This is a genomic window from Variovorax sp. NFACC27 (assembly GCF_048301545.1).
In the GTDB taxonomy this organism is placed as follows: Bacteria; Pseudomonadota; Gammaproteobacteria; order Burkholderiales; family Burkholderiaceae_C; genus Variovorax; species Variovorax gossypii.
Genome location: NZ_CP157613.1, coordinates 7,764,397 through 7,791,164, shown reverse-complemented (window position 1 = coordinate 7,791,164; position 26,768 = coordinate 7,764,397). Strand labels below are relative to the sequence as shown.

The 26,768-nt window shown below is 69.7% G+C and carries 24 protein-coding genes; 10 read left to right on the top strand and 14 right to left on the bottom strand.

The window, feature by feature from the left end; translation table 11 throughout:
* Positions 1-4 precede the first annotated feature (4 nt).
* The 3 genes from ABL840_RS36565 to fusA all read left to right on the top strand — a co-directional run bounded on the left by ABL840_RS36565 (position 5) and on the right by fusA (position 5,952).
* A complete protein-coding gene (locus ABL840_RS36565; protein WP_093307352.1) occupies positions 5-2,746 on the top strand; it encodes a DUF4118 domain-containing protein in 2,742 nt (913 codons plus the stop codon).
* A 4-nt stretch (positions 2,747-2,750) separates the two neighbouring features.
* The gene (kdpE, locus tag ABL840_RS36560) at positions 2,751-3,449 is read left to right on the top strand and encodes a two-component system response regulator KdpE (RefSeq protein ID WP_093208265.1); all 699 of its coding nucleotides are present in this window, start codon (positions 2,751-2,753) and stop codon (positions 3,447-3,449) included.
* Positions 3,450-3,933: 484 nt separating this feature from the next.
* Entirely contained in the window at positions 3,934-5,952 is a 2,019-nt protein-coding gene (fusA, locus tag ABL840_RS36555; RefSeq protein WP_093307351.1) for an elongation factor G, read from the top strand.
* Between the two features lie 39 nt (positions 5,953-5,991).
* Here the strand turns inward: fusA and ABL840_RS36550 are convergent, their stop codons facing one another.
* The 6 genes from ABL840_RS36550 to ABL840_RS36525 all read right to left on the bottom strand — a co-directional run bounded on the left by ABL840_RS36550 (position 5,992) and on the right by ABL840_RS36525 (position 12,120).
* Positions 5,992-7,122 (bottom strand): zinc-binding dehydrogenase, encoded by a 1,131-nt coding sequence (locus ABL840_RS36550; RefSeq protein ID WP_093307350.1) that lies wholly within the window; start codon positions 7,120-7,122, stop codon positions 5,992-5,994.
* A gap of 87 nt (positions 7,123-7,209) precedes the next feature.
* On the bottom strand, positions 7,210-7,788 hold the full coding sequence (locus tag ABL840_RS36545; protein ID WP_093208273.1) for a dual specificity protein phosphatase family protein: 579 nt from the start codon (positions 7,786-7,788) through the stop codon (positions 7,210-7,212).
* Complete coding sequence (locus ABL840_RS36540; RefSeq protein ID WP_093307349.1) at positions 7,785-8,282, bottom strand: hypothetical protein; 498 nt, start codon at positions 8,280-8,282, stop codon at positions 7,785-7,787. The genes ABL840_RS36545 and ABL840_RS36540 overlap by 4 nt, the downstream gene beginning before the upstream one ends.
* Positions 8,279-9,433, bottom strand: a complete 1,155-nt coding sequence (locus ABL840_RS36535) for an MGDG synthase family glycosyltransferase (protein WP_093307348.1) — start codon at positions 9,431-9,433, stop codon at positions 8,279-8,281. Before ABL840_RS36535 ends, ABL840_RS36540 begins: the two co-directional genes overlap by 4 nt.
* Positions 9,434-9,542: 109 nt before the next feature.
* The gene (locus ABL840_RS36530; protein WP_093307347.1) at positions 9,543-10,988 is read right to left on the bottom strand and encodes a nicotinate phosphoribosyltransferase; all 1,446 of its coding nucleotides are present in this window, start codon (positions 10,986-10,988) and stop codon (positions 9,543-9,545) included.
* A 61-nt stretch (positions 10,989-11,049) separates the two neighbouring features.
* Complete coding sequence (locus ABL840_RS36525) at positions 11,050-12,120, bottom strand: bifunctional nicotinamide-nucleotide adenylyltransferase/Nudix hydroxylase (protein ID WP_093307346.1); 1,071 nt, start codon at positions 12,118-12,120, stop codon at positions 11,050-11,052.
* 82 nt (positions 12,121-12,202) lie between these two features.
* On the opposite strand from ABL840_RS36525, the gene ABL840_RS36520 reads away from it, so the two are divergent.
* The 5 genes from ABL840_RS36520 to ABL840_RS36500 all read left to right on the top strand — a co-directional run bounded on the left by ABL840_RS36520 (position 12,203) and on the right by ABL840_RS36500 (position 16,959).
* Complete coding sequence (locus tag ABL840_RS36520; RefSeq protein WP_093208515.1) at positions 12,203-13,036, top strand: pseudouridine synthase; 834 nt, start codon at positions 12,203-12,205, stop codon at positions 13,034-13,036.
* Positions 13,003-14,127, top strand: coding sequence for a winged helix DNA-binding domain-containing protein (locus ABL840_RS36515; protein WP_093307345.1), 1,125 nt, complete (start codon positions 13,003-13,005; stop codon positions 14,125-14,127). Before ABL840_RS36520 ends, ABL840_RS36515 begins: the two co-directional genes overlap by 34 nt.
* Positions 14,128-14,261: 134 nt before the next feature.
* Positions 14,262-14,918: a response regulator transcription factor gene (locus tag ABL840_RS36510; protein WP_019657727.1), complete on the top strand. Its 657-nt coding sequence runs from the start codon at positions 14,262-14,264 to the stop codon at positions 14,916-14,918.
* A gap of 127 nt (positions 14,919-15,045) precedes the next feature.
* On the top strand, positions 15,046-16,428 hold the full coding sequence (locus tag ABL840_RS36505) for a sensor histidine kinase (protein ID WP_093307344.1): 1,383 nt from the start codon (positions 15,046-15,048) through the stop codon (positions 16,426-16,428).
* Between the two features lie 192 nt (positions 16,429-16,620).
* The gene (locus tag ABL840_RS36500) at positions 16,621-16,959 is read left to right on the top strand and encodes a hypothetical protein (protein ID WP_093307343.1); all 339 of its coding nucleotides are present in this window, start codon (positions 16,621-16,623) and stop codon (positions 16,957-16,959) included.
* Positions 16,960-17,012: 53 nt separating this feature from the next.
* On the opposite strand, the gene aqpZ is transcribed toward ABL840_RS36500, so the two are convergent.
* Positions 17,013-17,720: an aquaporin Z gene (gene aqpZ, locus ABL840_RS36495; RefSeq protein WP_093307342.1), complete on the bottom strand. Its 708-nt coding sequence runs from the start codon at positions 17,718-17,720 to the stop codon at positions 17,013-17,015.
* Positions 17,721-17,906: 186 nt separating this feature from the next.
* Positions 17,907-18,935, bottom strand: coding sequence for a zinc-dependent alcohol dehydrogenase family protein (locus ABL840_RS36490; protein WP_093307341.1), 1,029 nt, complete (start codon positions 18,933-18,935; stop codon positions 17,907-17,909).
* Positions 18,936-19,035: 100 nt separating this feature from the next.
* On the opposite strand from ABL840_RS36490, the gene ABL840_RS36485 reads away from it, so the two are divergent.
* A complete protein-coding gene (locus ABL840_RS36485; RefSeq protein WP_093307340.1) occupies positions 19,036-19,944 on the top strand; it encodes a LysR family transcriptional regulator in 909 nt (302 codons plus the stop codon).
* A 51-nt stretch (positions 19,945-19,995) separates the two neighbouring features.
* On the top strand, positions 19,996-21,036 hold the full coding sequence (locus tag ABL840_RS36480) for an ABC transporter substrate-binding protein (RefSeq protein WP_093307339.1): 1,041 nt from the start codon (positions 19,996-19,998) through the stop codon (positions 21,034-21,036).
* 149 nt (positions 21,037-21,185) lie between these two features.
* On the opposite strand, the gene ABL840_RS36475 is transcribed toward ABL840_RS36480, so the two are convergent.
* From ABL840_RS36475 to ABL840_RS36450, 6 genes are read right to left on the bottom strand one after another with little or no spacing between them, the layout of a single operon-like run.
* Positions 21,186-21,845 carry a hypothetical protein gene (locus ABL840_RS36475; protein WP_093208304.1) on the bottom strand — a complete coding sequence of 220 codons (660 nt, stop codon included), beginning with the start codon at positions 21,843-21,845 and terminating at the stop codon, positions 21,186-21,188.
* On the bottom strand, positions 21,842-22,654 hold the full coding sequence (locus ABL840_RS36470) for a hypothetical protein (protein ID WP_093307338.1): 813 nt from the start codon (positions 22,652-22,654) through the stop codon (positions 21,842-21,844). The genes ABL840_RS36475 and ABL840_RS36470 overlap by 4 nt, the downstream gene beginning before the upstream one ends.
* Positions 22,651-23,148 (bottom strand): hypothetical protein, encoded by a 498-nt coding sequence (locus ABL840_RS36465; protein ID WP_093208309.1) that lies wholly within the window; start codon positions 23,146-23,148, stop codon positions 22,651-22,653. Before ABL840_RS36465 ends, ABL840_RS36470 begins: the two co-directional genes overlap by 4 nt.
* The gene (locus tag ABL840_RS36460; protein ID WP_093307337.1) at positions 23,145-23,771 is read right to left on the bottom strand and encodes a hypothetical protein; all 627 of its coding nucleotides are present in this window, start codon (positions 23,769-23,771) and stop codon (positions 23,145-23,147) included. Before ABL840_RS36460 ends, ABL840_RS36465 begins: the two co-directional genes overlap by 4 nt.
* Positions 23,772-23,809: 38 nt before the next feature.
* Complete coding sequence (locus ABL840_RS36455; protein ID WP_093307336.1) at positions 23,810-24,415, bottom strand: hypothetical protein; 606 nt, start codon at positions 24,413-24,415, stop codon at positions 23,810-23,812.
* Between the two features lie 55 nt (positions 24,416-24,470).
* Positions 24,471-26,735, bottom strand: coding sequence for an SdrD B-like domain-containing protein (locus ABL840_RS36450; protein WP_093307335.1), 2,265 nt, complete (start codon positions 26,733-26,735; stop codon positions 24,471-24,473).
* Positions 26,736-26,768: the final 33 nt, after the last annotated feature.

Genomic DNA, 26,768 nt, shown 5'->3' with positions numbered 1-26,768 from the left:
GCCGATGAACGAAGTGCTCCGCCCCGACCCCGACGCGCTGCTCGCGCAGCTGCGCAGCGACGAGGCGCGTGCCCAGCGCGGCAAGCTGCGCATCTACTTCGGCGCCAGCGCGGGCGTCGGCAAGACCTGGGCCATGCTCAGCGCCGCGCAGCGCGAACGCGCAGCCGGGCGCGACGTGCTGATCGGCGTGGTCGAGACCCACGGCCGAAGCGAGACCGCCGCGCTGCTCGCGGGGCTCGAGGCGCTGCCGCTGCGCGAGCTGGACCATCGCGGCCGCACCCTGGCCGAGTTCGACCTCGACGCCGCGCTGGCCCGCAAGCCCGCCGTGCTGCTGGTCGACGAACTGGCCCACACCAACGCTCCCGGTTCGCGTCATGCCAAGCGCTGGCAGGACGTGCAGGAGCTTCTGGCCGCGGGCATCGAGGTGTGGTCGGCGCTCAACGTCCAGCATCTTGAAAGCCTCAACGGCACGGTCGGCGCGATCACCGGCGTGCGCGTGCACGAGACCGTGCCCGACACCGTGCTCGACGAGGCCGACGAGGTGGTGCTGGTCGACGTCACGCCCGACGAGCTCACCGCGCGGCTCGCGGCCGGCAAGGTCTACCTGCCGCAGCAGGCCGAGCGCGCGGCGCAGAACTTCTTCCGCAAGGGCAACCTGATCGCGTTGCGCGAGATCGCGCTGCGCCGCACCGCCGAGCACGTGGAAGACGACGTGCGCGGCTGGCGCGTCGAGCAGTCGGGCGCGGGCGGCAACGGCCGGGGCCTGCAGGCCTGGAACACCTCGGGCGCGATCCTCGCTTGCGTCGGCCCGCACGAAGGCGCGGCGCAGACCGTGCGCACCGCGGCTCGCCTGGCCGGGCAGCTCAACGTGCGCTGGCATGCGGTGTACGTCGAGACGCCCCGGCTTCAGCGACTGGCCGCCGCGGAACGCGACCGCATCCTCGCGGTGCTCAAGCTGGCGGAAGAGCTGGGCGCGGCCACCGCCGTGCTCACCGGCTCCGACGTGGCGGAGCAACTGGCCGAGCAGGCGAGGCGGCTCAATTGCGCGACGCTGGTGCTGGGCCGCTCGCAGCCCGAGACCGGCTGGCGCCGCTGGTGGCCTGCGGGGGCGCAGCCGTTGTCGCGCGCGCTGGCACAACGCGCGCCGACGCTCGACATCATGGAGGTCGCGCCCGCCGACAGCTCGCGCCGCCTGTCGCGCGCGTCGCTGCAAGGGGCGCGCATCGACAGCGACGACCACGAGAAGGCGCCCATCCACTGGCCGGCCTACGCATGGGCCACGGCCACGAGCGTCGCGCTCACGCTGGTGTGCACGCCGCTGGCCAGCGTGCTGGAGCTGTCGAACATCGTCATGCTGTTCCTGCTCGGCGTGGTGGGCGTGGCGCTGCGCTTCGGGCGCGGGCCTTCGGCGCTTGCGGCCTTGCTCAACGTCGCGGCCTTCGACTACTTCTTCGTGCCGCCGCGCCTGTCGTTCGCGGTGAGCGACGTGCAGTACGTGCTGACCTTCGCGATCATGCTCGGCGTCGGCCTGCTGGTGGGGCAGCTCACGGCCGGCCTGCGCTTCGCGGCGGGCGTGTCGACCAGTCGCGAGCGGCGCGCGCGATCGCTGTTCGAGCTCACGCGCGAGCTGTCGGCGGCGCTCGAGGCTTCGCAGGTGGTCACGCTCGGCACCGCCGCCGTGCGGGGCCACTTCGGCGGCGATGCGCTGGTGCTGGTGACCGACGCCTCCGACCAGCTGGTGATGCCTGCCGATCCGCCGCAAGGCTTCGATCCCCAGGTTGCCGATTGGGCCTTCCGCCACGGCCAGAGCGCCGGCCTCGCGACCGCCACGCTGGCGGCCCAGCCCTGGCACTACGTGCCGCTGCAGGCGCCGATGCGCGTGCGCGGCGTGCTGGCGCTGTCGCCCGCGCAGCCGCGCTGGCTGCTCATTCCTGAACAGGCGCAGCAGCTCGACACGCTGGCGCGGCAGATCGCCATCGCGCTGGAGCGGGTGCACTATGTCGAAGTGGCGCAGCAGGCGGTGGTCGAGATGGAGTCGGAACGGCTGCGCAACGCGTTGCTGGGCGCCATCTCGCACGACGTGCGCACGCCGCTCACGGCGCTCATCGCGCTGGCCGAATCGCTGCAGACATTGCCGCCCGGGGAGCACGCCAACGCCGCGCGTGCCATCGTGGCGCAGGCGCACGAGCTGCATGCGCTGGTGAGCAACCTGCTCGACATGGCGCGGCTCGAGAGCGGCATCGCCGGCGGCGCGGTGAACCTGCGGCGTGACTGGCAGTCGGTGGAGGAGGTGGTGGGCTCGGCCATCCGCGCGGCGCGTACTTCGCTGGGCAGCACAGTGGTGCAGACCGCGCTCGACCCCGAGCTGCCGCTCGTCGAGTTCGACGCGGTGCTCATCGAGCGCGTGCTGGTCAACCTGCTGGAGAACGCCACCAAGTACGGCGCACCGCCCATCGTGGTCGGCGCGCGTGCGGAGCCCGGCGCGCTGGTGCTGACTGTGCGCGACCACGGCCCAGGTCTCCCGGCAGCGCTGCTCGGGCACGAGCAGAAGCTCTTCGACAAGTTCACGCGCGGCGAGGCCGAGTCCGCCACGCCGGGCGTGGGCCTGGGCCTTGCGATCTGCAAGGCCGTGGTGAGCGCGCACGGCGGCGAGATCACTGCGGAAAATGCGCGCGACGGCGGTGCAGAATTCACGGTCACGCTGCCGCGCCGCGAGCCGCCCGAACCCGCCGAAGCCCAGATCTGACCCCATGCCATCGCCTACCGCCATCGTGATCGAAGACGAGCCGCAGATCCGTCGCTTCGTGCGCGGCGCGCTCGAGGCCGAGGGCTGGACGGTGCACGAGGCCGGCACGCTGCGCGACGGACTCGCGGCTGCGGGCACGCGCCAGCCCGACCTGCTCGTGCTCGACCTCGGGCTGCCCGACGGCGACGGCGTTTCGCTGATTCGTGACGTGCGCGGCTGGTCGGCCGTGCCGATCATCGTGCTGTCGGCACGCACCGACGAGGCCGACAAGATCGCCGCGCTCGACGCCGGCGCCGACGACTACCTCACCAAGCCCTTCGGCACCGGCGAACTGCTGGCCCGTGTGCGCGCCAACCTGCGCCGCCCGCGCGCCACGGGCGGCACCGTCGACGAAGCGCCCGAGGCGCTGTTCCGCTTCGGTGAGATCGAACTCGACCGCGCAGCGCGCCTCGTGCGCCGCGCAGGCGTCGAGGTGCACCTCACACCGACCGAGTACCGGCTGCTGTCGGTGCTGGTCGCGAACGCGGGGCGCGTGCTGACGCAACGACAGCTGCTGCGCGAGGTGTGGGGTCCGTCGTATACCGACCAGAGCCACTACCTGCGGATCTACATGGGGCACCTGAGGCAGAAGCTGGAGGCCGATCCGGCGCAGCCGAGGCACCTGCTCACGGAAACGGCCGTGGGGTATCGGCTGGTGGTCTAGGGCTTGCAGGACTTGATGCAGGCCGCATATTGATTACCGTGACTTCCGGCCAACACCGCGCATCGCGGTGCTTGCGTTTGTTAACAGAGATCCCCACAATCCCGCCCACCATGAAATTCACTCAAGCCATCGAGGCGTTCATCGCCACCTGACATCGCCCTCGATCGCGTTCGGAAGGCGGTGTGCCTTCCGGTATTGAAGAAAACCCCGGCAGGCTCGTCCCTCCGGGGTTTTGTTTTTTGCTCTTTCATCCTCAAGACGCCATGCGTACCTACGACAAGCTGATCGCCACGATTCGCCTCCGCCGGAGCGTGGACACCGTGCGCCCGGGCTCCGGCCGCCGCATCGCTACCCAGCACGACACCGTTCGTCGCTAGCCCCCTTCAGGGGAATTTTTCCTGCCTGGGGCTGGCGCATGCCAACCAGGCCTTCGAAGCACAGCGTCGCAATGCGTGCTTCGACAAGAAGACAAGAAAGATTCGTCATGAACCCGAAACCCAGAAACCTCCGCAACATCGGCATCATTGCCCACGTCGACGCGGGCAAGACCACGACCACCGAGCGCATCCTGTTCTATGCCGGCGAGAGCCATCGCATCGGCGACGTCAGCCAGGGCACGGCCCGCATGGACTTCGATCCGCAGGAACAGAAGCGCGGCATCACCATCAGCAGCGCGGCCATCACGGTCCACTGGAACGCGGTGCAGATCAACCTGATCGACACGCCCGGCCACATCGACTTCAACATCGAGGTGAACCGCTCGTTGCGTGTGCTCGACGGTGCGGTCGTCGTGTTCGACGGCGTGGCCGGCGTGGAGCCGCAGACCGAGACGAACTGGCGCCTCGCGGACAGGTACCGCGTGCCGCGCATCGCCTTCGTGAACAAGCTCGACCGACTCGGTGCGGATTTCCTGCGCGTCGTCGCGATGATGGAAGAACGCCTGGGCGTGAAGGCCCTGCCCGTGCAGCTGCCCATCGGCTCGGAAGGCGACTTCCGCGGCGTGATCGACCTGGTCGGCATGCGTGCGCTCGTCTGGGACAAGGACGATGCGAGACAACCGTATCGCATGGCCGACGTGCCGGCCGGGATGCTCGCTTCGGCGCAGCGTCATCGCGCGCGGCTCGTGGAGATCGCGGTCGAACAGGACGAGGCGGCGATGGTCGCCTATCTGAACGGTGAGGAACCGTCGGCCGAGGTGCTGCGTGCGTGCATCCGCAAGGGTGTGCTGGCCAGTGCCTTCGTGCCCGTGCTGGCCGGCTCGGCGTACCGCAACCGTGGCGTGGAACCGCTGCTCGACGCGATCGTCGACTGGCTGCCAAGGCCGGGCGAAGTGGCGATGACCTGCGATCCGCAGGCACCGTTCGCGGCGCTCGCGTTCAAGGTCGCCAGCGACGACCACGGCTCGATGGTGTTCGTGCGTGTCTACAGCGGCAAGCTCGAGCGTGGCGACACGATGCTGAATGCCGCGACGGGCCGCACCGAACGCGCGGCACGGCTGTACGAGGTGCATGCGGACGACCGCATCGAGCGCGACGAGCTCGTGGCCGGCGACATCGCGGCCATCGTCGGATTGAAGGACACGCTGACCGGCCACACGCTGTGCGACCGGAATCATCCGGTGCATCTGGAGGAGATCAGCGTGCCCGAGCCGGTGATCCACGTCGCGATCGAGCCGAAGGCGCAAGCCGACCAGCAGGCTCTGTCGAAGGCGCTGCAGGCCATGCTTCGGGAAGACCCGAGCCTGCAGCTGCGGCAGGACGCCGAATCGGGCCAGACGATCCTGTCGGGCATGGGCGAGCTGCAGCTCGACGTTTCCATCGAGAAGCTGCGCGCGAAGTACGGCGTCGAAGTGTCGGTGGGCCGGCCCCAGGTCGCCTATCGAGAAACGGTATCGAGAGAAACGGAGGTGCACCATGTGCACAGGAAGCAGACCGGCGGTCCCGGTCAGTTCGCCGAGCTGAGGCTGTGCCTTGCGCCGCTGGCGCGAGGTGAAGGCATCGTGTTCGAGAGTCAGGTGGTGGGTGGCGCCATTCCGCGTGAATTCATTCCCGCGGTCGAGGCCGGCATCCGCCGTGCCGCGCAATCGGGTGTGGTGGCAGGTTTCCCCTGCGTGGACTTCATGGCCACGCTGGTGGACGGCAGCCACCATGAGCGCGATTCGTCGGCGATGGCGTTCGAACTGGCCGCAGCCGCGGCGTTCCGTGAGGCGGCCGCGAAAGCCGCGCCGCAGATGCTGGAGCCGGTGATGGCTGTGGAAGTCATCACGCCCGCCGACTACCTCGGCGATTGCATCGGCGACCTGAACCGGCGGCGCGGCATGGTTCGCGGCCAATCGATGCGCGGCAATGCCGCGGTCATCGACGCGCATGTGCCGCTGAAGGAAATGTTCGGCTACATCGGCAACCTGCGCGCGCTGTCTTCGGGCCGTGCGCAGTACACGATGCAGTTCGACCACTATGCAGTGGCACCTGCGAGTGAAATGGCCATGCTCGTGAAGAGCTGATGGCCCTGGAAGGGCGGTCCGCGAGGGCCGCCCTTTTTTTCAGGCCGCGACGCCCTTGCTCGGATTCAGCAAGAACTTCTCCCCCGTAGCCTGCTTGCCATACACCCCGATCGCATCGAGCTGCAGCATCTCCACCAGCGACACCTCGCGCGTGTAGTGGCTCGCGAAGGTCGTCTTCAGCTCGGCGACGACGCGCGCCCTCAGGCGCTGCGTGCCCGCGTCGCCCAGCTTCTGCAGGAACGGGAACAGCAGCCATCCGCCCATGCCCCAGGCCATGCCGAAGTTGCGCACGAACTCGGTGGGAGAGCGGTCGAGGCCGCCGTAGATGTAGACCTGCTTGTGCGTGGTCGAGCCGTAGCGGCTGTATTCCTTGGCGGTGCGGTTGAGGGCCGCTTCCATGCAGCCGAGGATCTGCCCCGCGAGCTTGCCGCCGCCGGTGGCGTCGAAGGCCAGCGTGGCGCCGGTCTCGACCAGGGCCTGCGTCAGGTCCTCGAGGAAGGTGGGCGAGGTCGCGTTGCACACGTACTTGGCGCCCAGGCCGCGCAGCAGGTCTTCCTGCTCCTGCTTGCGCACGATGTTGACGAGGGCGATGCCGTCCTTCTGGCAGATCTTGTTGAGCATCTGGCCGAGGTTGGACGCGGCGGCCGTGTGCACCAGCGCCTTGTGGCCTTCCATGCGCATGGTCTCGACCATGCTGAGGGAGGTGAGCGGGTTGACGAAGCACGACGCGCCCTCGGCTGCCGTCGTGCCCGCCGGCAGCTCCAGGCACTGGGCCGCGGCGAGGCAGCGGTACTGTGAATACATCGCGCCGCCGATGGCCGCCACGGTCTTGCCGAGCAGCGCCTGGGCGGCCGGCGACGAGCCGGCCTTCACCACCACGCCCGCGCCTTCGTTGCCCACCGGCATCGACTGGTCGAGCCGCGCCTTCATGGCGGGAAGCGCGCGCTCGGGCACGGTGGCTGTGACGACGGGGCGCTCGGCGGTGCCGGATGCCTTGGCCGTGCTCATGTCGGCCGCGCCGAACAGCAGGCCCAGGTCCGACGGATTGAGCGGCGAGGCCTCGACGCGGATCACCACCTCGTGGGCCTGCGGTTCGGGAATGGGGTCGTCATGCAGCGAGAGTTCGAGTTCGCCGCTGGAACGGATGAGGGAGCGGATCTGCAGTGCCATGGAAGTACCTCTTGATGAAGGTTCGGGGATGGCCCGTGGCCACGGGGCGGCCAGTATAGGAGCGAGGTCCGCCGGCTGCTGGCGCCTTCAGGACACCTGCGGCGGCGGCGTGGAATGGTCCGCAGCCAGCGCGTGCCGCATCTTCGCCGGGTCGAGCCGCTCGATGTAGCGCGGGATGTTGCGCCACAGCGTGTGATAGCCGTAGCCGCCGCGCAGCATCTCGTGGCGCGCGCTCTCCTTGTCCCATTCCTGCATCGCCATGCGGTACACCGCCGCGACCACGCCGGTGCGGTCGGCGCCGTGCATGCAGTGGATGAGCACCGGGCCCTGCCTCTCGGCCGCGCGGATGGCGTGCAGCGCGCGCAGCACCTTGGCGTCGTCGATGGACCAGGTGTTGATCGGCACGCGCACCAGCCGGATGCCGCTGCCGGCGAACACCTCGCGGTCGTCGTTGAACGAGCGCAGGCTCACCACGGTGCGGATGCCCAGCGATTGCAGCGCGGCGAGGTTGGCGCGCCGGGGCTGCGCGCTGCGGTACAGCGTGGGCGTGATGCGGTGCAGGTTCTCGACGCCGAGCGCGTCCAGCGGATCGGCCCAGTGGCCGGGGCGCGGTGCCTCGGCGATGTGCTCCTGCCGGCCTTCCTTGCGTCTTCTGCTGCTGCTCATCGGCTGTCCTTGCGCCGCCAGTGCCGCGTCACCAGGATGATCGCCGCCACTGCGAGCCCGCCCCAGTAGTCGACGGGCGCGCCCCAGATCCAGTGCTTGTGCCAGAACGCGTCCACCGGGTTGAAGCGCTCCCAGCCGAAGGCCGGGTTGATGAGGAACCAGGTGAAGTCCTCGCACACCCAGAACACGATGAGGCCCGCCACGGCCAACCCCACGTCGCGCCAGGTCCAACGCCCGTTGAAGGCCAGCGGCGAGAAGAACACCAGCGCCATGAAGGTGAACACCCAGGCGTGGTAGCCCGTCATTGCGCGGCCGCCCCAGAAGATGTCGAGCCAGATGCTGTTCTCGATGCGCCAGGTCGGCAGCGACGTGGCCCAGCCGGCGCCGCCCTCGATCTGGATCTCGGCATTGGCGAAGAAGAAGGCCATGACGATGACCCAGGCGAGGTACCCGAGCGTGCGCGCCACGCTCGTCTTTTCGACTGCGCCGCTCATGCCGCGGTACCCAGTACGTGTCGAAGCACGGAGCGTGCAGCCTGTGGCTTGCCCAGCGCGCGGCTGCGCGTGGCCATGCTCGCGAGCTTGGCGGGGTCGGCCATCAGGCGCGCCACCTTGTAGTCGAGCCCGATGGCGTCGTAGGCGAGCCAGGCCGCGCCTTCCTCCATCAGGAAGCCGGCGTTGTGCTCTTCCTGCCCCGGAATGGGCGAGATCAGCAGCATCGGCTTGCCCAGCGCCAGGCACTCCGACACCGTGAGGCCGCCGGGCTTGGTCACCACCAGGTCGGACGCGGCCATCATCCTGTGCATCTCGTTGGTGAAGCCGATGGCGGCCACGCGGCCCAGGTGCCGCTTGGCCAGCGCTTCCAGCTTGCCGTGCGCCTCCGCATTGCGGCCTGCGACGGCGATCACCTGGAAGTCGTTCGGCTTGCCGTCGGGCCCGCCCATGCCGAGCACGCGCTCGACCATGCTCGGCAGGTCACCGACGCCGGCGCCGCCCGACACCATCAGCAGCACCGGGCGCGAAGGATCGAGGCCGAGGCCCGCCACGCAGGCATCGCGCGCCAGCGCGGGCGCATCGGGCTCGGAGAACGCGGGCATCACCGGAATGCCGGTGACGTGGATGCGCTCGGGCGGAATGCCGCGCGCCCGCAGGCGGAAGGCGACTTCTTCCGTCGCCGCGAGGTAGCCCGTCATGCCCGGCACCAGCCACATGTTGTGCAGGTCGTAGTCGGTTATCTGCAGCCACACGGGGTAGTCGATGCGGCCGCGGTTGCGCTCGCGCATCAGCAGCTCGGCCGGCAGGAAGTGGGTGCAGATCACGGCGTCGGGCTTCTCGCGGCGGATCTCGCGCAACAGCGCGCCGGTGCTCAGCCGCTCGATGCCGCGGCGCAGGCGCTGCGAGGGCGCGTGGTGCGGCGTGACGTCGGTGCGCTGGTGCAGGTACGACCACAGCTCGGGCGCGCGGTTGACGAGCTGGATGTACCAGTCGGTGTAGACCTTGCGGAAGCCGGCGGCCACGTGGGCCATCGCGTCGATGTGGACCGCCGTGCAGGGCGGGGCGAGGGACTGGGCGGTGGCGGCAAGCGCCTGTGCTGCACGCACGTGGCCGTTGCCGGCGCTCACGCTGAGGATCAGGAGTTTGGTCATGGGTTCGGCGGTCTGGGCGGATTATGGCGATGGCATGTGGCAGTACCGTCCGCGCACGAAAGCGCCCATGGCCCGGGGCGGCCGGGCGCCCCGGGAGGCCGCCCGCGCCTCAGAGCGGCGCGCGCGCCATCACCAACTGGCCCACGCCCGCCGCCGCGCGTTCGCGGACAGCATCGAAGGTGGTGCTCTCGACGATGCGCCCGTTCTCGAACACGGTGCGCAGCAGGTCGAGCTGCCCGTCGGCCAGGGCGTCTTCGCGCAGGCTGCTCACTTCCCCGCGCGCGTCGCGCACCAGCGCGAGCCGCCCCTTCTTGGAGGCCTTGCCCGCGTCGCCCACCGGCGACTTGTACACGTCGCGCCACTGGCCGTTCACCTGCATGGCCGAGCACTTCATCGCCCACTGCATGGTGTCGCGATTGACCTGCTGCAGCAGACCGCCGCCCATGCCGAAGGAGATGTTCTCCGTCGAGAAGCCGTTGTGGAAGAAGTTCGACAGGCACAGCCGCAACGAATCGAGGTTCACGCCGTCGCCCTGGATGATGCGCACGTTGTTCAGCACGCGGAATCCCTTGGCGTTGGTCGTGGTGCCGAAGCGGCTGGCCAGTATCTGCGCCACCTTCAGCGTGGTCTCGGCTGGGTCGCCCGAGTCGGGCCGCACCACCAGCGTGGCGCCCGAGGCCACCACCTTCGCCTTCAGCTCCTCGCCCCAGATGCGGGCGCAGGCATTGAAGATGTCGTAGCTGTCGCTCACCACGGCGAAGGTCGCGCCGGGCTTGCCGAACTGGTCGACCATGTTGCCGTAGGCATCGGCCTCGTGGTCGCGGCCCCAGCCGGTGATGGTGCTGTGCTCGGCCGCGGGAATCGAGAAGCCCGCCACGTCGCAGTCGTAGTACCGCCGCGCGGCCACCAGCGCGGCCAGCGTGTCGGTGCCCATGAAGTTCACCAGGTGCGCCATGCCGCCGAGCGCGGCCGATTCGAGGCTCGACACGCCGCGCGCGCCGAAGTCGTGCAGCCTGAAGGCGATCTGCCCCTGTGGATCGTCGCAGGTCGCTTCCAGGTAGCGCAGCAGCGTGGTGCGCGCGGCGGCCGAGAGCGTGGCGACCGTGGTGGGGTACCAGACGGCGCGCAGCAGCTCGGTCTCGAGGAAGCTCGTGACCCAGAAGAACTCGGGGTCGGTGTTCTCGATGGTCGCGAGCACGTTGTGCACCGGCGTCACGCTGCCCTCGGGCACGGCGCGGATGCGCACCGGCATCAGCCCGCCGTGCTTCTCGACCAGCCGCAGCCAGCCCTCGCGGTTGAAGGGCTCGCCGTGCACGGCCATGAGCGCGGCGGCCTCTTCCACGTCGTCGCGCGTCACCGGCGTCTGCAGGTACTCGCGCAGGTAGGCCTGCAGCCCGAAGAAGAGGGAATGACTGAAGATGCCGCCGCGAGACTCGATGTAGCTGTACACCGTCTGCGTGCCGGGCGGGTACTGCATCCAGTGCGACACCTTGTAGGAGTCGGTGCGCAGCAGCAGGTTGTTGCCCAGGGGCGTGGAGGCGAGATTGCGGTTCATGTGAAAGCTCCTTTCACGTTGGCCCCGTCAACCGGGGCCGTTCTTGCTGACAAAGCCTGGTTCAGTTCTTGCCCAGGCCACCCAAAAAATGATTCGCGATGAAGAAGTGGTCTTCGTAGATGCGTTCCTGCATGTCGAGGAACTCGGCGATCGGCACCCAGCGCACCTCGGCCGCATCGTCGTCGGCGCGCACCTCCGACAGGCCCGTCCACTGGTTGTGCGCCAGCTCGAAGAAGAAGCCGTGCGTGATGGTGCGGCCGCGCTGCGAGCGGTCGGGCGCGTCGAACACGTGGCTGGCCTTCATGCTGCCGTTGAGCACGGGCACCGGCACCTTCAGGCGCGTTTCTTCCTTCAGCTCGCGGATGGCCGCGTCCTGCAGCCGCTCGTGCTGGCCGACGAAGCCGCCGGGCAGCGCCCACGTGCCCTTGCCGGGATGGAACTTGCGCTGCACCAGCAGGATGTGGCCGGCCTCGACGACCACGGCATCGACCGTGGTGTAGATCGGCGGAAACTCGCTGCCGGCATAGCGGTACTTGTCGCGGTAGTCGGCGAGGAAGGCGCGCTCCTCGCAGAGCTCGGCGTAGTCGGCCGTGCGGGTGAACTGGTCGAGAAAGGCCGCGGTGCCGTCGGGCAGGTCGGCGCGCGCGAGCTGGCCGCGGTTCTCGGCGTCGAAGTAGAGGCTGCGCACGTCGGTGGCGTTGAGGCTTTCCACGCTGTTCTGGCCGACGAACTCCCAGTGCGGGAAGAGCTTGAGGTAGTAGCTCGACGAGTCCTTCAGGTGCCCCACCAGCGCCACCTTTGCCTTGGCGGGCGCATGGCCGTCCTGTTGAATGAGCCGCTCGACCGCCGACTGGATCGACGCGATCCAGATCTGGTCGTTGTAGGGCGAGTCGCCCACGCCGACCACGCTCACGCGCATCTGCTCGGTGCCGCGCAGGCAGGCGCGCACCATGCGTTCGCGTTCGTCGAAGGTGAAGGGGTTCTTGACGCTGCGTGGCTGCCGGTCGGAGCCGACCACGACGATGACCCTCTCGGCGGCGCGGAGGCCTTCCTCGATGAGTCGTTGATGTCCGAAATGAACGGGCTGGAAACGCCCGATGACGATGGCGTACTGGTACTTGCGTGTGCTCACTTGGGAATCCCCCAAAAAGGACGCGATCAACTCGCGTCTGGGTTCAGGATAGCATCGGTGCCGCCCATTGATCAAGCCCGAGATGACAGAGCCCTCCACTTCCCCCACCGATGCCGTGCGCCTGAACAAGCGCATGGCCGAGCTCAAGCTGTGCTCGCGCCGCGAAGCCGACGAATGGATCGCCAACGGCTGGGTGAAGGTCAACGGCAAGCCGGCGGAGATGGGCGTGAAGGTCACGCCCTCCGACCGCATCGAGGTCGACAAGGCCGCCAAGGGGCAGCAGGCGAACCAGGTCACCATCCTCATCAACAAGCCCATCGGCTACGTGAGCGGGCAGGCCGAGGACGGGCACGATCCGGCGGTCAAGCTCTTCACGCCGCAGAACCGCTGGGCCGACGACAACGCGCGCTTCTTCTTCAGCCCGGGGCAGCTTCGTGGTCTCGCGCCGTGCGGACGACTCGACATCGACTCCACCGGCCTGCTGGTGATGACGCAGGACGGCCGCATCGCGCGCCAGCTCATCGGCGAGGACTCGACGATGGAGAAGGAATACCTGGTGCGCGTCGCCTACCACGGCCTGGGCCAGCCCGCGCCCACCGGCCAGCTGGTGCGCCTGGACGACGACGATCCCGTCACCACCAACGTGCAGGCGGTCTTTCCGAAGGCCATGCTCGCGAAGCTGCGCCACGGCCTGAGCCTCGACGGCCAGGCGCTGAAGCCGGCGCGCGTCGACTGGCAGAACCCCGAGCAGCTGCGCTTCGTGCTCACCGAAGGCAAGAAGCGCCAGATCCGCCGCATGTGCGAGCTGGTCGGCCTGAAGGTGGTCGGCCTGAAGCGCGTGCGCATCGGCCGCGTGATGCTCGGCAACCTGCCCGTGGGCCAATGGCGATACCTGGCGCCGCACGAGAAGTTCTGAGCCTGCGCGCGCTGAACCGCGCCACGCTGGCGCGGCAGATGCTGCTGGAGAGGCGCAGGCTCACTGCGACGCAGGCCGTCGAGCGGCTGGCGGGGTTGCAGGCGCAGGCGCCCAATCCGCCCTACGTCGGCCTCTGGAGCCGCATCGAAGGCTTCCGGCGCGAACAGCTCACCGAGGCCCTGCGCAAGCGCCGCATCGTGCGAATGTCGACCCTGCGCGCCACCCTGCACCTGATGACCGCGCAGGACGCGCTGGCCTGGCGTCCGCTGCTGGAGCCCGTGCATCAGCGAGGGCTGCTGAGCAGCAACCACAAGAAGGAACTCGAGGGGCTCGATCGCGCAGCGGTAGTCGCGGCGGGGCGTGCGCTGCTCGACGAGAAGCCGCGCACCGGCGCGGAGCTCGGACAGGCGCTGGGCCTACAGTGGACGGGCAGGGAGCCCGCTTCGCTCGCCGCACTGATCCGCAACAACCTGCCGCTCGTGCACCTGCCGCCTGCCGGTACCTGGAACTCGCATCAGAACGCGGTGCTGCAGCCTTTGGGCGACTGGCTCGGGGAAGCCGCGGACGCTCCCCCGGCCACGCAGGACGACCTGCTTCTGCGCTACCTCGCCGCCTTCGGACCCGCAACGCTGGCCGATGCCGGCGCATGGTCGGGCCTCACCGGCTGGAAGGCGGTTGCCGAGCGCCTGCGGCCCCGGTTGCGCGTGTTCGCGGGTGAAGACGGCCAGGAGTTCTTCGACCTGCCCCGGGCGCCGCGCCCCAATCCCGACACGCCCGCGCCGCCGCGCCTGGTGGCCGAGTGGGACAACCTGCTGCTCTCCCACGCCGACCGCAGCCGTGTGCTGAGCGAGTCGCACCGCGCCCGCGTGTTCACCGTCAACGGCATCGTGCGCGGCACGGTGCTGCTCGACGGCTTCGTGGCGGGCGTCTGGAAGATCGAGCGCGCGAAGAACGGCGCCGCCACCGTGGTGCTGGAGGCGTTCACGCGCTGGTCGAAGGCGGATCGCGCCGGCGTGGAGAAGGAGGCCCTCGACCTGCTCGCCTTCTGCTCGGACGGCGAGGGCGAGCGCCATGCCGTGCGCATGGCCTGACCGACCCCGCCATGCCCCTTCGGCACGCCCGCCGCCTAAGCGTGCGCTAAGTATTCGTACCTACTCTGCGCCACGGCGCAGGCTCTTCCGATCATCCCGGTCGCGTGCTACCTTGCGGCCGAAGGAGTGCCGCGATGCGCGTGCTGTTGGTGGAAGACGATGAAATGATCGGGCGCAGCCTGAAGCAGGCGCTCGAGGGCGCGGGCTGGTCCGCGGACTGGGTGCGCGACGGCGAGCTGGCGCAGAGCGCGCTGGGCGACGGCGGCTATACCTGCGTGCTGCTCGACCTGGGCCTGCCCAAGCAGGACGGCACCGAAGTGCTGCGCCGCGCCCGCGAACGCGGCGACGCCACCCCGGTGCTGGTGCTCACCGCGCGCGACGGCCTCGACGACCGCATCCACAGCCTCGACCTCGGCGCCGACGACTACCTGCTCAAGCCCTTCGAATTCCGCGAGCTGCTCGCGCGCATGCGCGCCGTGGTGCGCCGCCGCGACGGCGCGGCGCATTCGCTGGTGGGCAGCGGCGCGCTGCAGCTCGACCTCACCACGCGCGAGGTGGTGGTCAACGGCGCGCGCGAGGCGCTCACCGCGCGCGAGTTCGCGCTGCTGCACGCGCTGCTGGAGCGGCCCGGCGCCATTCTTTCGCGCGAGCAGCTCGAGAACCGCATCTACGGCTGGGGCGAGGAAGTCACCAGCAACGCGATCGACGTGCTGATCCACGGCATGCGCCGCAAGCTCGGCGCCGACGCGATCCGCAACGTGCGCGGGCTTGGGTGGCGCGTAGCCGCATGATGATGCCCGCCCCCAGTCTTCGCGCACTTCGTGTCGCTTCGCCAACCCCCTGCCGGGGGCAACACCGGTGGCCCGGCAAAGCCGGCTCCGCGGTGTTCCGCGAACAGGCTGCCGGACTGAACTGCCAATGAACGGGACTTCGCGCGGCACGGGCCGCTGGTGGCGGCCGCGCTCGCTGCGCACGCAGCTGCTGTTCTGGCTCATCACGCTGCATCTGGGCGCGGCCGTGCTCACGGCGTGGTTCTCTTTCGTGGCGTACGGCAACCTGGTGCACAACGCGCTGGACGACCAGATGCGCCTCGTGGCCGAGTCGTACGCGGGCAGCGACCCGCAGAAGCTGCCGCATCCGATGGACGGCGAGGCCGCCTTCTCGCGCGGCGCCTTCATCGTGCAGATATGGAGCCCCGACGGCGCCACGCTGCGCGCCACCTCGTGGCCGGTGCTCACGGTGCCCCTGCAGGCCCGGCCCGGCTTCAGCGACGTGAACACCGGCACGCATTCGGGCTCCGCCTGGCGCGTGTTCACCGCCGAGCCAGGCACGCGCGCCGACCAGCCGCGCGTGCAGGTGCTGCAGAACGAGGACTACCGCCGCCGCCGCGCCCTGCGCCGCGCATTGCTCGAAGGCCTGCCGATCACGCTGCTGCTGCCGCTGGCGCTGCTGATCCTGTGGATCATCGTGTCGGCCGCCTCGCGCTCGCTGCGCGCGGTAGCGCGCGACGTGGCCTCGCAGGACGAGCGCAGCCCCACCGAACTCTCGCTCGCGCGCGTGCCCGACGAGATCGCGCCTCTGGTGGGCGCCTTCAACAACCTGCTGTCGCGCGTGCGCAGCGCCTTCGCCACGCAGCGGCGCTTCGTGCAGGACGCGGCCCACGAGCTGCGCACTCCGATGGCCGCCATCGGTCTGCAGATCGAGAACCTGCGCGCGCACGTGCCGGCCGGCGAGGCCACCGAGCGCTTCAACCAGCTCGAGGCTGGCGTGACCCGCGCGCAGCACCTCATCGAGCAGCTGCTGCATCTCTCCAGGCAGGACGCGCCGCGCGTGGGCAACGCGAGCGAGCGCGTCGACATCGAGGTGCTGCTGCGCGACAGCGTGAGCCAGCTGATGGTGCTGGCCGACGCGCGGCGCGTGGACATCGGCTTCGAAGGCGGCATCGCCGCCGTGGTGTTCGCGCCGGCGGCGGAGCTGCGCAGCGTGTTCGACAACCTCATCGACAACGCGCTGCGCTATGCGCCCGAAGGCGGCGTGGTCGACGTGAGGCTGCACGAGTTCGAGGGCCACGCGGTGGTCGACGTGCTCGACAACGGCCCCGGCATTCCGCAGGCCGCCATCGGCCGCGTGTTCGACCGCTTCTTCCGCGTGCCCGGTGCGGCTGCAGGCGGCAGCGGGCTGGGGCTCGCGATCGCGCGCACGGCGGCGGAGCGGCACGGCCTGCGCATCGAGCTGCGCAATCGCACCGACGGGCCGGGGCTGATGGCGCGGGTGCATCTGCCTGCGGTGCCTGCTGCCTAGCTGGAGCGAGCGCATCGGCGCATGAGGCAGGTGCGGTCCAAAGTTTCAGGAAAAAGCGCGCCGCTCACTCGCGCCTAACTCTTCGCTCACATCCAACTCAGTCTGCGTGCCTAGAGTGCACTCAGGTCCTGCCACGCGCAGTTCGCTCGATGGCTCGAGACCGGGGACAACCTGCAATCAGGAGAACACACCATGCGCACTTCCTTCAAGCTTCTCGCCGTCGGTTCCTTTGCTGCGCTGGCAGCCATGGGCGCCGTCAATGCATCGGCTGAAACCACCGATGGCTCGGACTTCCACCCGCTGCAGATGAACTCGCCCGAAAAGCCTGAAGTGCAGGCCGGCGCGATGGCTGCCGCACGCCCGACGACCACCGAAGCCATCGGCCAGTCGACGAGCGCGCCCGCGATGAATTCGACGACGCCGGTGTCCGACATCCAGGCCGGCGCCTATGCGGCCTCGCACCCGAGCGGCACCGAGGCGATCGGGCAATCGACTTCGCTGCCGATGGTGAAGTCGGGCAGCGGCAGCTGAGGCCGCTGCGTTTCGGTTCCCGCCGTCAGTGAATGCGACGGCGGCGGCGAGGCTCAGTCGTCGCTGCCGTTGCTCAGCAGCGCGCGGTAGATCACCGCGCCGATGATCGCGCCCGCGATGGGCGCCACCCAGAAGAGCCACAGTTCCGACACCGCATAGGACGGCCCGAACAGGGCCGGGCCCGTGCTGCGCGCCGGGTTGACCGAGGTGTTGGTCACCGGGATCGAGATCAGGTGGATCAGCGTGAGGCACAGGCCGATCGCGAGGCCCGCGAAGCCGCCGGCCGCGCGCTTGGCGGTGGTGCCGAGGATCACGATCAGGAACACGGCCGTCATCACCACTTCGCACAGCAGCGCGGCCGTCATGCCGTACTTGCCGGGCGAGTGCTCGCCATAGCCATTGGTGGCGAAGCCGCCGATGTCCGCGCCCGGCTTGCCGGTGGCGATGAGATAGAGAATGCCCGCCGCGGCGATGGCGCCGAGCACCTGGGCCACGATGTAGCCCGCGAGCTGCGAGGCCTTGAAGCGGCCCGCGGCCGCGAGGCCGATGGACACTGCCGGATTGAAGTGCCCGCCCGAGATCGGGCCCAGTGCATACGCCCCCGTCACCACCGTGAGACCGAAGGCCAGCGAGACGCCGAGCAGGCCGATGCCGACATTTGGAAAGGCCGCCGCCAGGACTGCGCTTCCGCAGCCTCCGAGCGTGAGCCAGAAAGTACCAATGAACTCGGCAGACCACTTTTTATAGGTACTGTGTTCCATAACGCTCCATCCTGAAGTTGAGAAGGCGCGCAGGCCGCGAAGCGATGCGCGGCCGGATTCTAGGAACGCAAATAGAGGGCGTCGAGCAAGTCGTTGGCACTAACGGAACCTGTTCACGGATGGCGCGGCTTTTGTGCATTGCCGCAACTGCGTTGCATCTGCGGCACCAGCGCGTTTCGTGATCTTTTACAGGGTCACGACGATCTTTCCGAACGCGCCGCGCTCCAGGTGGTCGAGCGCATCGGGCAGCGCGTCGAAGTCGTATCGCGCGGCGATCACCGGCTTGAGCGCATTCGCATCGACGGCGCGCACGAGGTCTTCCAGCGCGCGGCGATGTCCCACGCCGATGCCCTGTACCGTCACGCGGCCCAGCACCATCGCGTAGAACGACGCGCTCAGCGTCTCGCCCTCGAGCATGCCGATGATCGACACGCGTCCGCCCTGCTTCACGGCCTGAAGCGAGCGGTCGAGGTTGGGGCCGCTCGCGAGTTCGAGCACGTGGTCGGCGCCGCGTCCCTGCGTGAGGCGCCGCACTTCGGCGGGCCAGTCGCCGTCGCGCGAGAGCACGTGCGTGGCGCCGAGCGCAAGAGCCCGCGCGCGCTTGGCCTCGTCGCCGCCCGTGACCACGATGACCCGCGCGCCGTGCAGCCGCGCGATCTGCAGGCCGAAGAGCGCGACACCGCCGGTGCCGTGGATCAGCACCGTCTCGCCCGCGCGCAGCGCGCCGGTCTCGGCCAGCGCGAACCACGCGGTGAGGCCCGCGCACGGCAGCGTGCTGGCTTCGGCCAGGCTCAGCGTCGCTGGCGCCGCCACGGCCCAGTCGGCATCGATCAGCACGTGCGAGGCCAGCATGCCGGGCCCTGGGCCGCCGAGCAGCGTGGTGCCGGCGTGCCAGTGGCTGTCGATCCAGCCACCCCAGAAGGTGTTGACGACGCGATCGCCCACGGCGAAGCGCGTCACGCCGGGGCCTGCGGCCGCCACGGTGCCGGCCATGTCGGAGCCGGGCACGAAGGGCAGTTCGAGCGCCATGCCCATGCCGTCGCGCGTCATCAGCAGGTCGCGGTAGTTGAGCGACACCGCGCCGACCTTCACGAGGATCTGGTTCGCGCCCGGCACGGGCAAGGGGGCTTCGGCCTGTTCGAGATGAGCGCGGCCCAGCCTGGGAAGCTGCCAGCGGCGCAGCGTTCGGGCTTCTGCTTCTGTTTCTTCTTGCATGAGAGAACTCCAGGGAAAGACAAGGAGCCGTCATGCTATTGACGATGAAAGCTATCCGGTGATGGATAATTTTCTTCCAAATGGTGCCTGAAAGTATCCAATGAGCCAGCGCCTTCAAGGCATAGAGGAATTCGTCGCCGCAGTGGAGGCGGGCAGCTTCGCGCTGGCCGCGCAGCGCCTGCACGTCACTCGCTCGGCCGTCGCCAAGAGCATCGCGCGGCTCGAGGCGCGGCTGGACACGCGGCTCTTCCTGCGCACCACGCGCAGCCAGAGCCTCACGGAGGAAGGCCACGGCTACTACGAGCGCTGCCGCCGCGCGCTGGCCGAGCTCGACGCTGCCGAGGCCGTGGCCGACGTGGCGCGCAGCACCGCCTCGGGCCTCGTGCGGCTGAGCATGCCGGCGATGCTGGGCCGGCTGAAGGTCGGGCCGCTGCTGCTGGCGCTGGCGCGCAGGCATCCGCAGCTGTCGCTCGAACTCTCGTTCAACGACCGGCGCGTCGATCTCGTCGAGGAGGGGCTCGACCTCGCCATCCGCAGCGGCGAACTCGCCGACAGCGCGGAGCTGGTCGCGCGGCCGGTCGGCATGCAGTGGATGGCGCTGTGCGCCTCGCCCGGCTACCTTGCGGCCCACGGGCATCCTTCGGGCGTCGACGAACTGAAGGAACACGAGGCCGTGCTCTACGCGCGCGACGGCCAGGTTTCGTCCTGGCGCTTCCATGACGCGGAAGGCCGCCTCGTCGAACTGACGCCGCCGTCTCGGTTGCGCTGCGACAGCGCCGAGGTGCTGCTCGAAGCCGCCGTCGGCGGCATGGGCCTCGCCCGCCTGCCGGCATGGCTCGCGGCTGATGCGCTCGCCGCCGGCACGCTGGTGCGCGTGTTCGACGAGCCCCGGCCCTTCGGCTTCGCGCTCAACGTGATCCGTTTGCGCAGCCGATACCTTCCGCTGAAGACGCGCGTGGTGAGCGACTGGCTTGCCGAGCACCTGCCGCCGCTGCTGGCCGCGCGCTGAAGAGCGGCGCTATCCTGCGTCTTCCAACAACGACAACGAGGAGATCCGCCCATGCGCCAATTCGCCATCCGGCACATCGCCGCCGCCGCAGGCATTGCCACGGCATTCCTTCTTGTGGCGCCGAACGCATCGGCGCAAGGCACCGTCAACGCGCTGTGCAGCACCGACGCCGGCTGGTGCGAGGCGGCGGCCGCGGCCTTCACGCGCGAGACCGGCATCAAGGTGCAGCAGGCCCACAAGGGCACCGGCGAGATCGGCGCCCAGCTGCGCGCCGAGGCCGCCAACCCCAAGACCGACATCTGGTGGGGCGGCACCGGCGACCCGTTCCTGCAGGCGGCCGAGCAGGGCCTGCTCGAGCCCTACCGCCCGGCCTACATCAACGACCTGCACGACTGGGCCGTGCGCCAGTACGCGCTGTCGCAGAACATGGTGGGCGGCTTCTACACCAGCGCCATCGGCTTCGGCTTCAACACCGACGTGCTGAAAAAGAAGAAGCTGCACGAGCCGAAGTGCTGGGCCGACCTCGTCAAGCCCGAATACAAGGGCGAGATCGAGATCTCGCACCCCGCCACCAGCGGCACGGCCTACACCATCATCGCGGGCCTGGTGCAGCAGATGGGCGAGGAGGAGGCCTTCGAGTACCTGAAGAAGCTGCACCGCAACGTCACCAGCTACACCCGCAGCGGCCAGGCGCAGGCGCCCAACGTGGCCAAGGGCGAGGTCGCCATCGGCGTGAGCTTCATCTTCGGCTTCGAGCGCTGGCGCTACGACAAATTTCCGGTGAAGACCGCCGCGCCCTGCGAGGGCACGGGCTACGAGATCGGCGGCATCGCGCTCGTGAAGGGCGCGCGCAACAAGGAGAACGCGAAGCGCTACTACGACTGGCTGATGAGCCCCGCGGGGCAGGCCATCGGCGGCAAGTCGGGCAGCCTGCAGTCGCCGGCCAACAAGACCTTCAAGCCCGACCCGCGCATCCCGTCGATGGCCGACGTGAAGCTCATCAAGTACGACTTCGAGAAGTACGGCAAGGCGGCCGAGCGCAAGCGCATCATCGACCGCTGGACCCGCGAGGTGGAGTCGCTTCCGAGATAGGGCTCGCCCCCAGGCTTTGCGCACTTCGTGTCGCTGCGCCGACCCCCTACCGGGGGCAACACCTGCGGCCCGGCAAAGCCGGTTCCGCGGTGTTTCTGGAAGAAGTCCTCCAGGGGGCGATGCCGTGACTTGCCTGCGCGGGGGCAGGGTCAGGGCGAGCTGGCGGTGAAGGTGACCTGGCCTGTATAGGTGCCGGCGGTGCGGCTCGCCAGGTTGGCGTAGGAAAAGGTCCAGGTCGCGCTGCGCTGCGTGACCAGGTTGGCGAAGCTGGTTCCCACGACGTTGACCGCCGTGCCGGTGCCTGTGTTCGGGATCTGCGGCGCGGGCAGGTTGGTGTCGCTGCTGGCGATGGTGATCTCCGACAGCGGAATGGTGTTCGCTCCGCTCGCCAGGGGCGTCGTCGCCGTCGCCCGCAGGGTGATCTGCCCCCCGTTGCTGCGCACCTCGACGGGCAGGGCGTTGTTGCTGGGCGTGACGCTGAAGTTCGGCGCCGCGCCGCTCCAGTTCACCGGCGTGTTGTTGCCGGCGACCGGCGTGGTCGGCCCGCCCGGGATCGAGGGCGTCAGCACGAAGCTCACCGTGCTCGTGGTGCCTCCGGGCGTGGGCCAGGCGCCGTCGCCGATGCGGAAGAAGATGAACTTGTCGATGGCGATCGTGAAGTCGAGGTTCACGCCCGTGCTCAGCGGCACCGAGGCGCTGGGGCCGACAGTGCTGGACGCGGCCTGCGCGATGCCCGTGCCCAGCACGCCGGCGACCGCGCCTGCCAGTGCGAAGCGACACGAAGCGCGCGGAGCCTGGGGCCGTTTCATTTCAGTTCCACGTCGACCTTGAAGCTGCCCTTGTCCCAGTCCAGCCTGCCGCTGGCCTTGACCGGGTAGACGGGCTGCGGCGCCGGCTGGCCGTTCTCGGCCTTGGGAACGAGCGCCAGCGTGCGCGTCTGGCCCGGCAGGATCGGCGTGCCTTCGGGCACCAGCTCGAACGCGCGGCCCTTGCTGTCGGTGGCGTCGAGGCTGCCTTCGAGCCGGCCGTGCGCGTCGCCGGTGTTGGCCACGGTCACGACCGCGCGGCGCGCGCCGCCGGTTTCTCCGCTGGCGATCTGCCTGATCTCGAGCCTGGGCTCGGCGCCGTCGAGCATGACGTACACCGCCACCGCGATGCGGCCCGTGACCGGCAGGCTCAGGCTGGCGCCGCCGCTGCGGATGACGGTCTGCTGCGCCGGCTCGGTGCCCTCGATGGCGATCATGAAGCGGCACTCGCCGCGCGGCGCGTCGGCCGGCGGATCGACCTGGAAGCGGAACGACCTCTTGCCGCGCGCCGGCACCGACACGCTGCGCCGCTCCAGCACCACCCACGGCCTGCAGCTGCCGGGCAGCAGCTCGTCGTGATAGCCGATGTTGCCCTCGGCCGAGTAGCTCCAGTCGATGGTGCGCATCGAGACCTCGGTGGCGGTCGATGCCAGGTTGTGGATGTCGAGCGACTGCCCGAGGCGCGTGCCGGGCTTGCCCGCGAGCTCGAAGCGCGACGGCGTGACGGCCAGCTCGAAGGGCGAGGCCGCCATCGCGCCGCCGGCGGTTGCCAGCAGCAGCGCAAGGAAGGAAGAAGAGCGGAAAGCGTTCATGGCAGCGTCTCGATTTCGAAGAACGACTCGAAGCTCAGCGCCGAACCCGCGGGCATGCGCAGCTCGCGGGGATCGATGCGCAGCGTGAGATCGAAGGTCTCGTTCATCCATGGAGCCTGGACCACGCCGTTCCACACCTGCACCCGGTCGCCGGGCCGGCCGCTGCCGCTCGCGAACGCGCCGCTGCCGCGCCACTGCACCTGCATTCCCGCCGGCGAACGCAGCCCTGCGACGTTGGCGGGAATCACGTAGAAGATGCGCGCGCGCCGGCCCATGTGGGGCGTCATGGCCAGCCGGTACTCGATGCGCCCGAGGGGCAGCACGACCACGTGGCCGTCCATCGCCTGAGCATTGCTGAAATCGCTGCGCACATGCGCGCGAGGCGAGGTCGAGTCGTCGAGCCGGGCGATGTTCGCCCACGCGGGAGCGACGAGAGCCGCGCCACACAGCAGCGCGGCGGCGGCAGTCGAGCGGCGAAGGCATGACGGCTTCATTCCATCGAGGCCGTGAAGCGCACGGTGCCCTTGTAGTTGCCGCCTGGGTAGATGACGTCGTTGTCGTAGCTGAACTGCAGCCGCGTGGCCGTCAGGTTGCGCGAAAGATAGGTCCAGGTGCCGACGCCCAGCACGCAGGGCAGGCCGAGCGGGCCGACGCAGAAGGTGGCGTTCGCGTCGTAGCTCGCGATCGACTGGTTGGCGGTGGCGTCGAAGCGGCCGTTCTGGATGTCGCCCGAGGCCGCGTTGCTGTTGCCCGTGGCCACCCAGCTGATCTTGCTGAAGGGTATGGCCGTGGTGCCGCAGCCGCCCGACTGGCAGGTCAGGGCGACGGACGAGTCGACGCGCAGCGTCACCGGACGGGCCACGGTGGTGTTGGCCACGGGGCGCACCGGTATAACCCAGACGTCGATGGTCGGCGTGCCGGTCACGGCCGTGGGGGTCAGCCCGGCGTTGGCGCCGGTGACGCTGAAGGCCACGGTGTCGACGGTCGCGCCGGCCGAGCCCACGCGAAGCGTCAGGAGGTAGGAGCTGCCGGTGTCGGTGACCGTGGTGATGACGGCGCGCGCGGGCGTGGAGGCGAGCAAAGCCGCCGCCGCTGCGAGCGCCGTCGCGCTCGCCATTGCCGTTGCCGTTGCCATCCCCGCTCGCGCCGGCATCGTCAGATGCCCTGGGCGGTGTACGTGATGGTGTTCGTGTACGTGTTCGCGACCCAGCCGGCGGGCGTGCCGCCCAGCGTGTAGGCCCAGGTGCCGGTGGCGACCGCGTTCGAGGGGAACGAGGTCGAGGCGCAGGCGCCGAGGTTGGCCCCCGGGTGCGGCAGCGTGCCCGTGGTGGTGACGGTGAAGTCCGCGTTGGCTGGGCCGCCCGTGAGGGGCGCCCATGCGCCCATGGCGCAGTTGATGGTGCCGGCGCCGGCATTGGTCCAGGCGTACACGGTGAGCGTGTTCGCGGCGGTCGAGGTCGTGACGGTGGGCGCCGCGCCGCTCCAGTCGACGTTGGTGTTGTTGCCGGTGATCGGCGTGGTGGGAACGCCCGGGATGCTGAGCGCGGAGGTCCATGTCACCGTGTCGACCGTGGTGTTGGTCGAGCCCACGCGCAGCAGGATCAGCTTGGGCACCGTCACGCTCAGGTTCACCTTGGCCTGCGCGGTGATGGTGCCAGTGCCGGAACCGTACTGGCTCTCGGCCAGGGCCTGCCCGCCGGCCAGCGCGAGGCCGGCGAGCGAAAGGATCTGCATGCTGCGCACGAGGGGTGTTCGGATCATGGGAACTCCTTCTGGTTGGATGCGGCGGTGTGGAAAAGCGGGAGGTCGGCGCGGCTCATTCGCCCACCTTGACGACGGGTATCTCCGCGCTGGCGCGGCCTCGCAGCGGAACGTTCACGCTCACCCCCGTCTCGCCGGCCGAGCCCCAGGGCAGCGGCACGCTTTCGAGCGTGAGCGTCAGTTGGTGGCGGCCGGTGGTCACGAGCGGGAACTCGAATCGGCCGTCGCGGTCGGTGATGGCGCGGTAGCGGCCGTCGAGCAGCACCTCGACGCCGGCCACGCCGCCTTCGCCCGACTGCTGCTCGCCGTCGCGGTTGGCGTCGTAGAACACCCGCCCCGACACGCTGCCGCCGCCCGCGCCTTCGCCGCGCGCGCCCGCCGGGCGGAAGGCGGTGCCGGCGCTGCCCTCCCAGCGCAGGTAGACGTAGGCGGTTTTCTCGTTGCTGCGATAGAGGTTGGGAGACGAGTACGAGGTCGGCAGCAGCGATGCGCGCGCCTGGTTGAAGTTGGCCATGAGGCCCACGCGCCAGCCCATGCCCAGCTCCTTCTCGGCCGTGAGCGAGCCCGACAGGCCGCGGCTGGTGTAGAGGCCGCCGCTTTGCGAGGTGTAGCGCAGGTTGCCGCCGACGTGGAAGCCGTTGTCGATCCAGTAGCGGAACTGCAGGCCCGCCGTCGGGTAGTTGCGCGAGGTGCCGCCGCTGCGGTCGCGCGCGTAGCCGACGGTGGTGGTGAGCTCGGGGCGCATCGTCTCGCGGCGCCCGCCGATCCAGTCCTGCTCCCACTGCAGCTCCTGGCCGGTGGCTGCCGAGTCGCCGAGCACGATCAGCTCGTTGCGGCGCACCGTCAGCGAGAAGCGGCTGCGCGGCCAGTCGAAGAAGCGGGTCTGGTAGAAGGCGCTCCCGTAGAGGCTGCGGCCGTCGCCGCTGCTGCCCGTGGTGCTTCCGTCGGGGAGCCCGTCGTAGCGCGTGCGGTAGGCGCTCAGGCTGCCGCCGACGGAGTTGTCGCGGTCGAACAGGTACTGGAAGTTGCCGCTTGCGCCGAAGCGGCGGTAGCCCGCGAGATTGAAGTTCGTATCCCGCTGCGAGCGCTCGTAGTCCAGGCCGACGCCCCAGCTCAGGCGGCTGGTGTTGCGGTCCACCCGCCAGTACGCGCCGCGCGTGCCGGTCGCCAGCGCGTAGTCGCCGAAGTACAGGTTGGGCCGCGCGGTGTATGCGCCGAACTCGTGGCGGTACAGGCCCGTGCGCGCGCTCGCCTCGACGAACAGCCCGCGCGAATCGCCGGTGGCCACGCCCGGCGTGGACGAGCTCACGCGGCTGCCAACCAGCGTGGCGCGGGCCTTGAAGTCGCCGTCGCGCGCCACCTCGCGGCCCCAGCCCACCGAGCTCGCCCAGCTGGTGACGTCCTTGCGGCCGTAGCCCTGGGCGGTGAGCGGGTCGTAGTAGTAGGCGGGCACGTTGCGCGCCCGGTCGAGCTGGAACGATGCGAACCACGGCTCGCCCAGGCGCAGCGTGGCCCCGAGCCAGCCGAGCGTGCCCTGGCCCTTCTCGAAGCCGGGGTACGGTCCGCCGGTCAGGTTGCCGCGCTGGCCGAAGCCGGCGCGCAGGTCGAAGTCGTTGCTGAAGACGCGCGTGGACGCGCCGCGCACCGTGGTCGAGCCCAGCGAGAGCCTGTAGTTGCGCGCCAGGCCGTCGGTGAGTTCGCTCTGGATGTCGCCCACGGCGGTGTCGGCGAAGGTCTGCGTGGTCAGCGGAAAGCCGAGGTTGCGCAGCGTGAAGCGGCCGCTGGTGGCTTCGCGCGCATAGCCCAGCGAGCCGATGCCCAGGCCGCTCGCGCTGTTGTCGCCACCCAGGTGGCGGCCGTCGGCCTGCAGCACGAACTCGCCGTAGTTGAGGGTTTCGCGACGGTATTCGAAGCGCTGGCCGAACTCGGTCGCGCGCTGGCGGCCGTAGCCGGTGGTGGTGGCGTCGCCGAATCCGATGCGGCTTTCGACCAGCCAGGCCCGGTAGCCCTCGGGCTGCTCGGGCTCGGGCGTCGCGTCGGCCGCGCGGGCGTCGGCGTCGGAGGTCATGAAGCGGTCTTCGTAGGCCTTGGGCGCGGAATCGGCGAGCGCTTTCAGCCGCGCCTGCTCCGCCTGCGCGCGATCGAGGGTTTCGATGCGTGCGTCAGCCACGACAGCCTGGGATTTCTGGGGCTCGGCCTGTGCCTGCGCACAGGACAGCCATGCCAGGGCGGTCGTGCACTCGAGCCAGCCGAGCGCGGTGGTCGGACGCCGCAGGCCTCCAGCGGGACCGGATACGGCCCACAGCGTCAGTCGAATCATCTGGTGACATCCCTGTGCTGTTCCTCAGGCGTC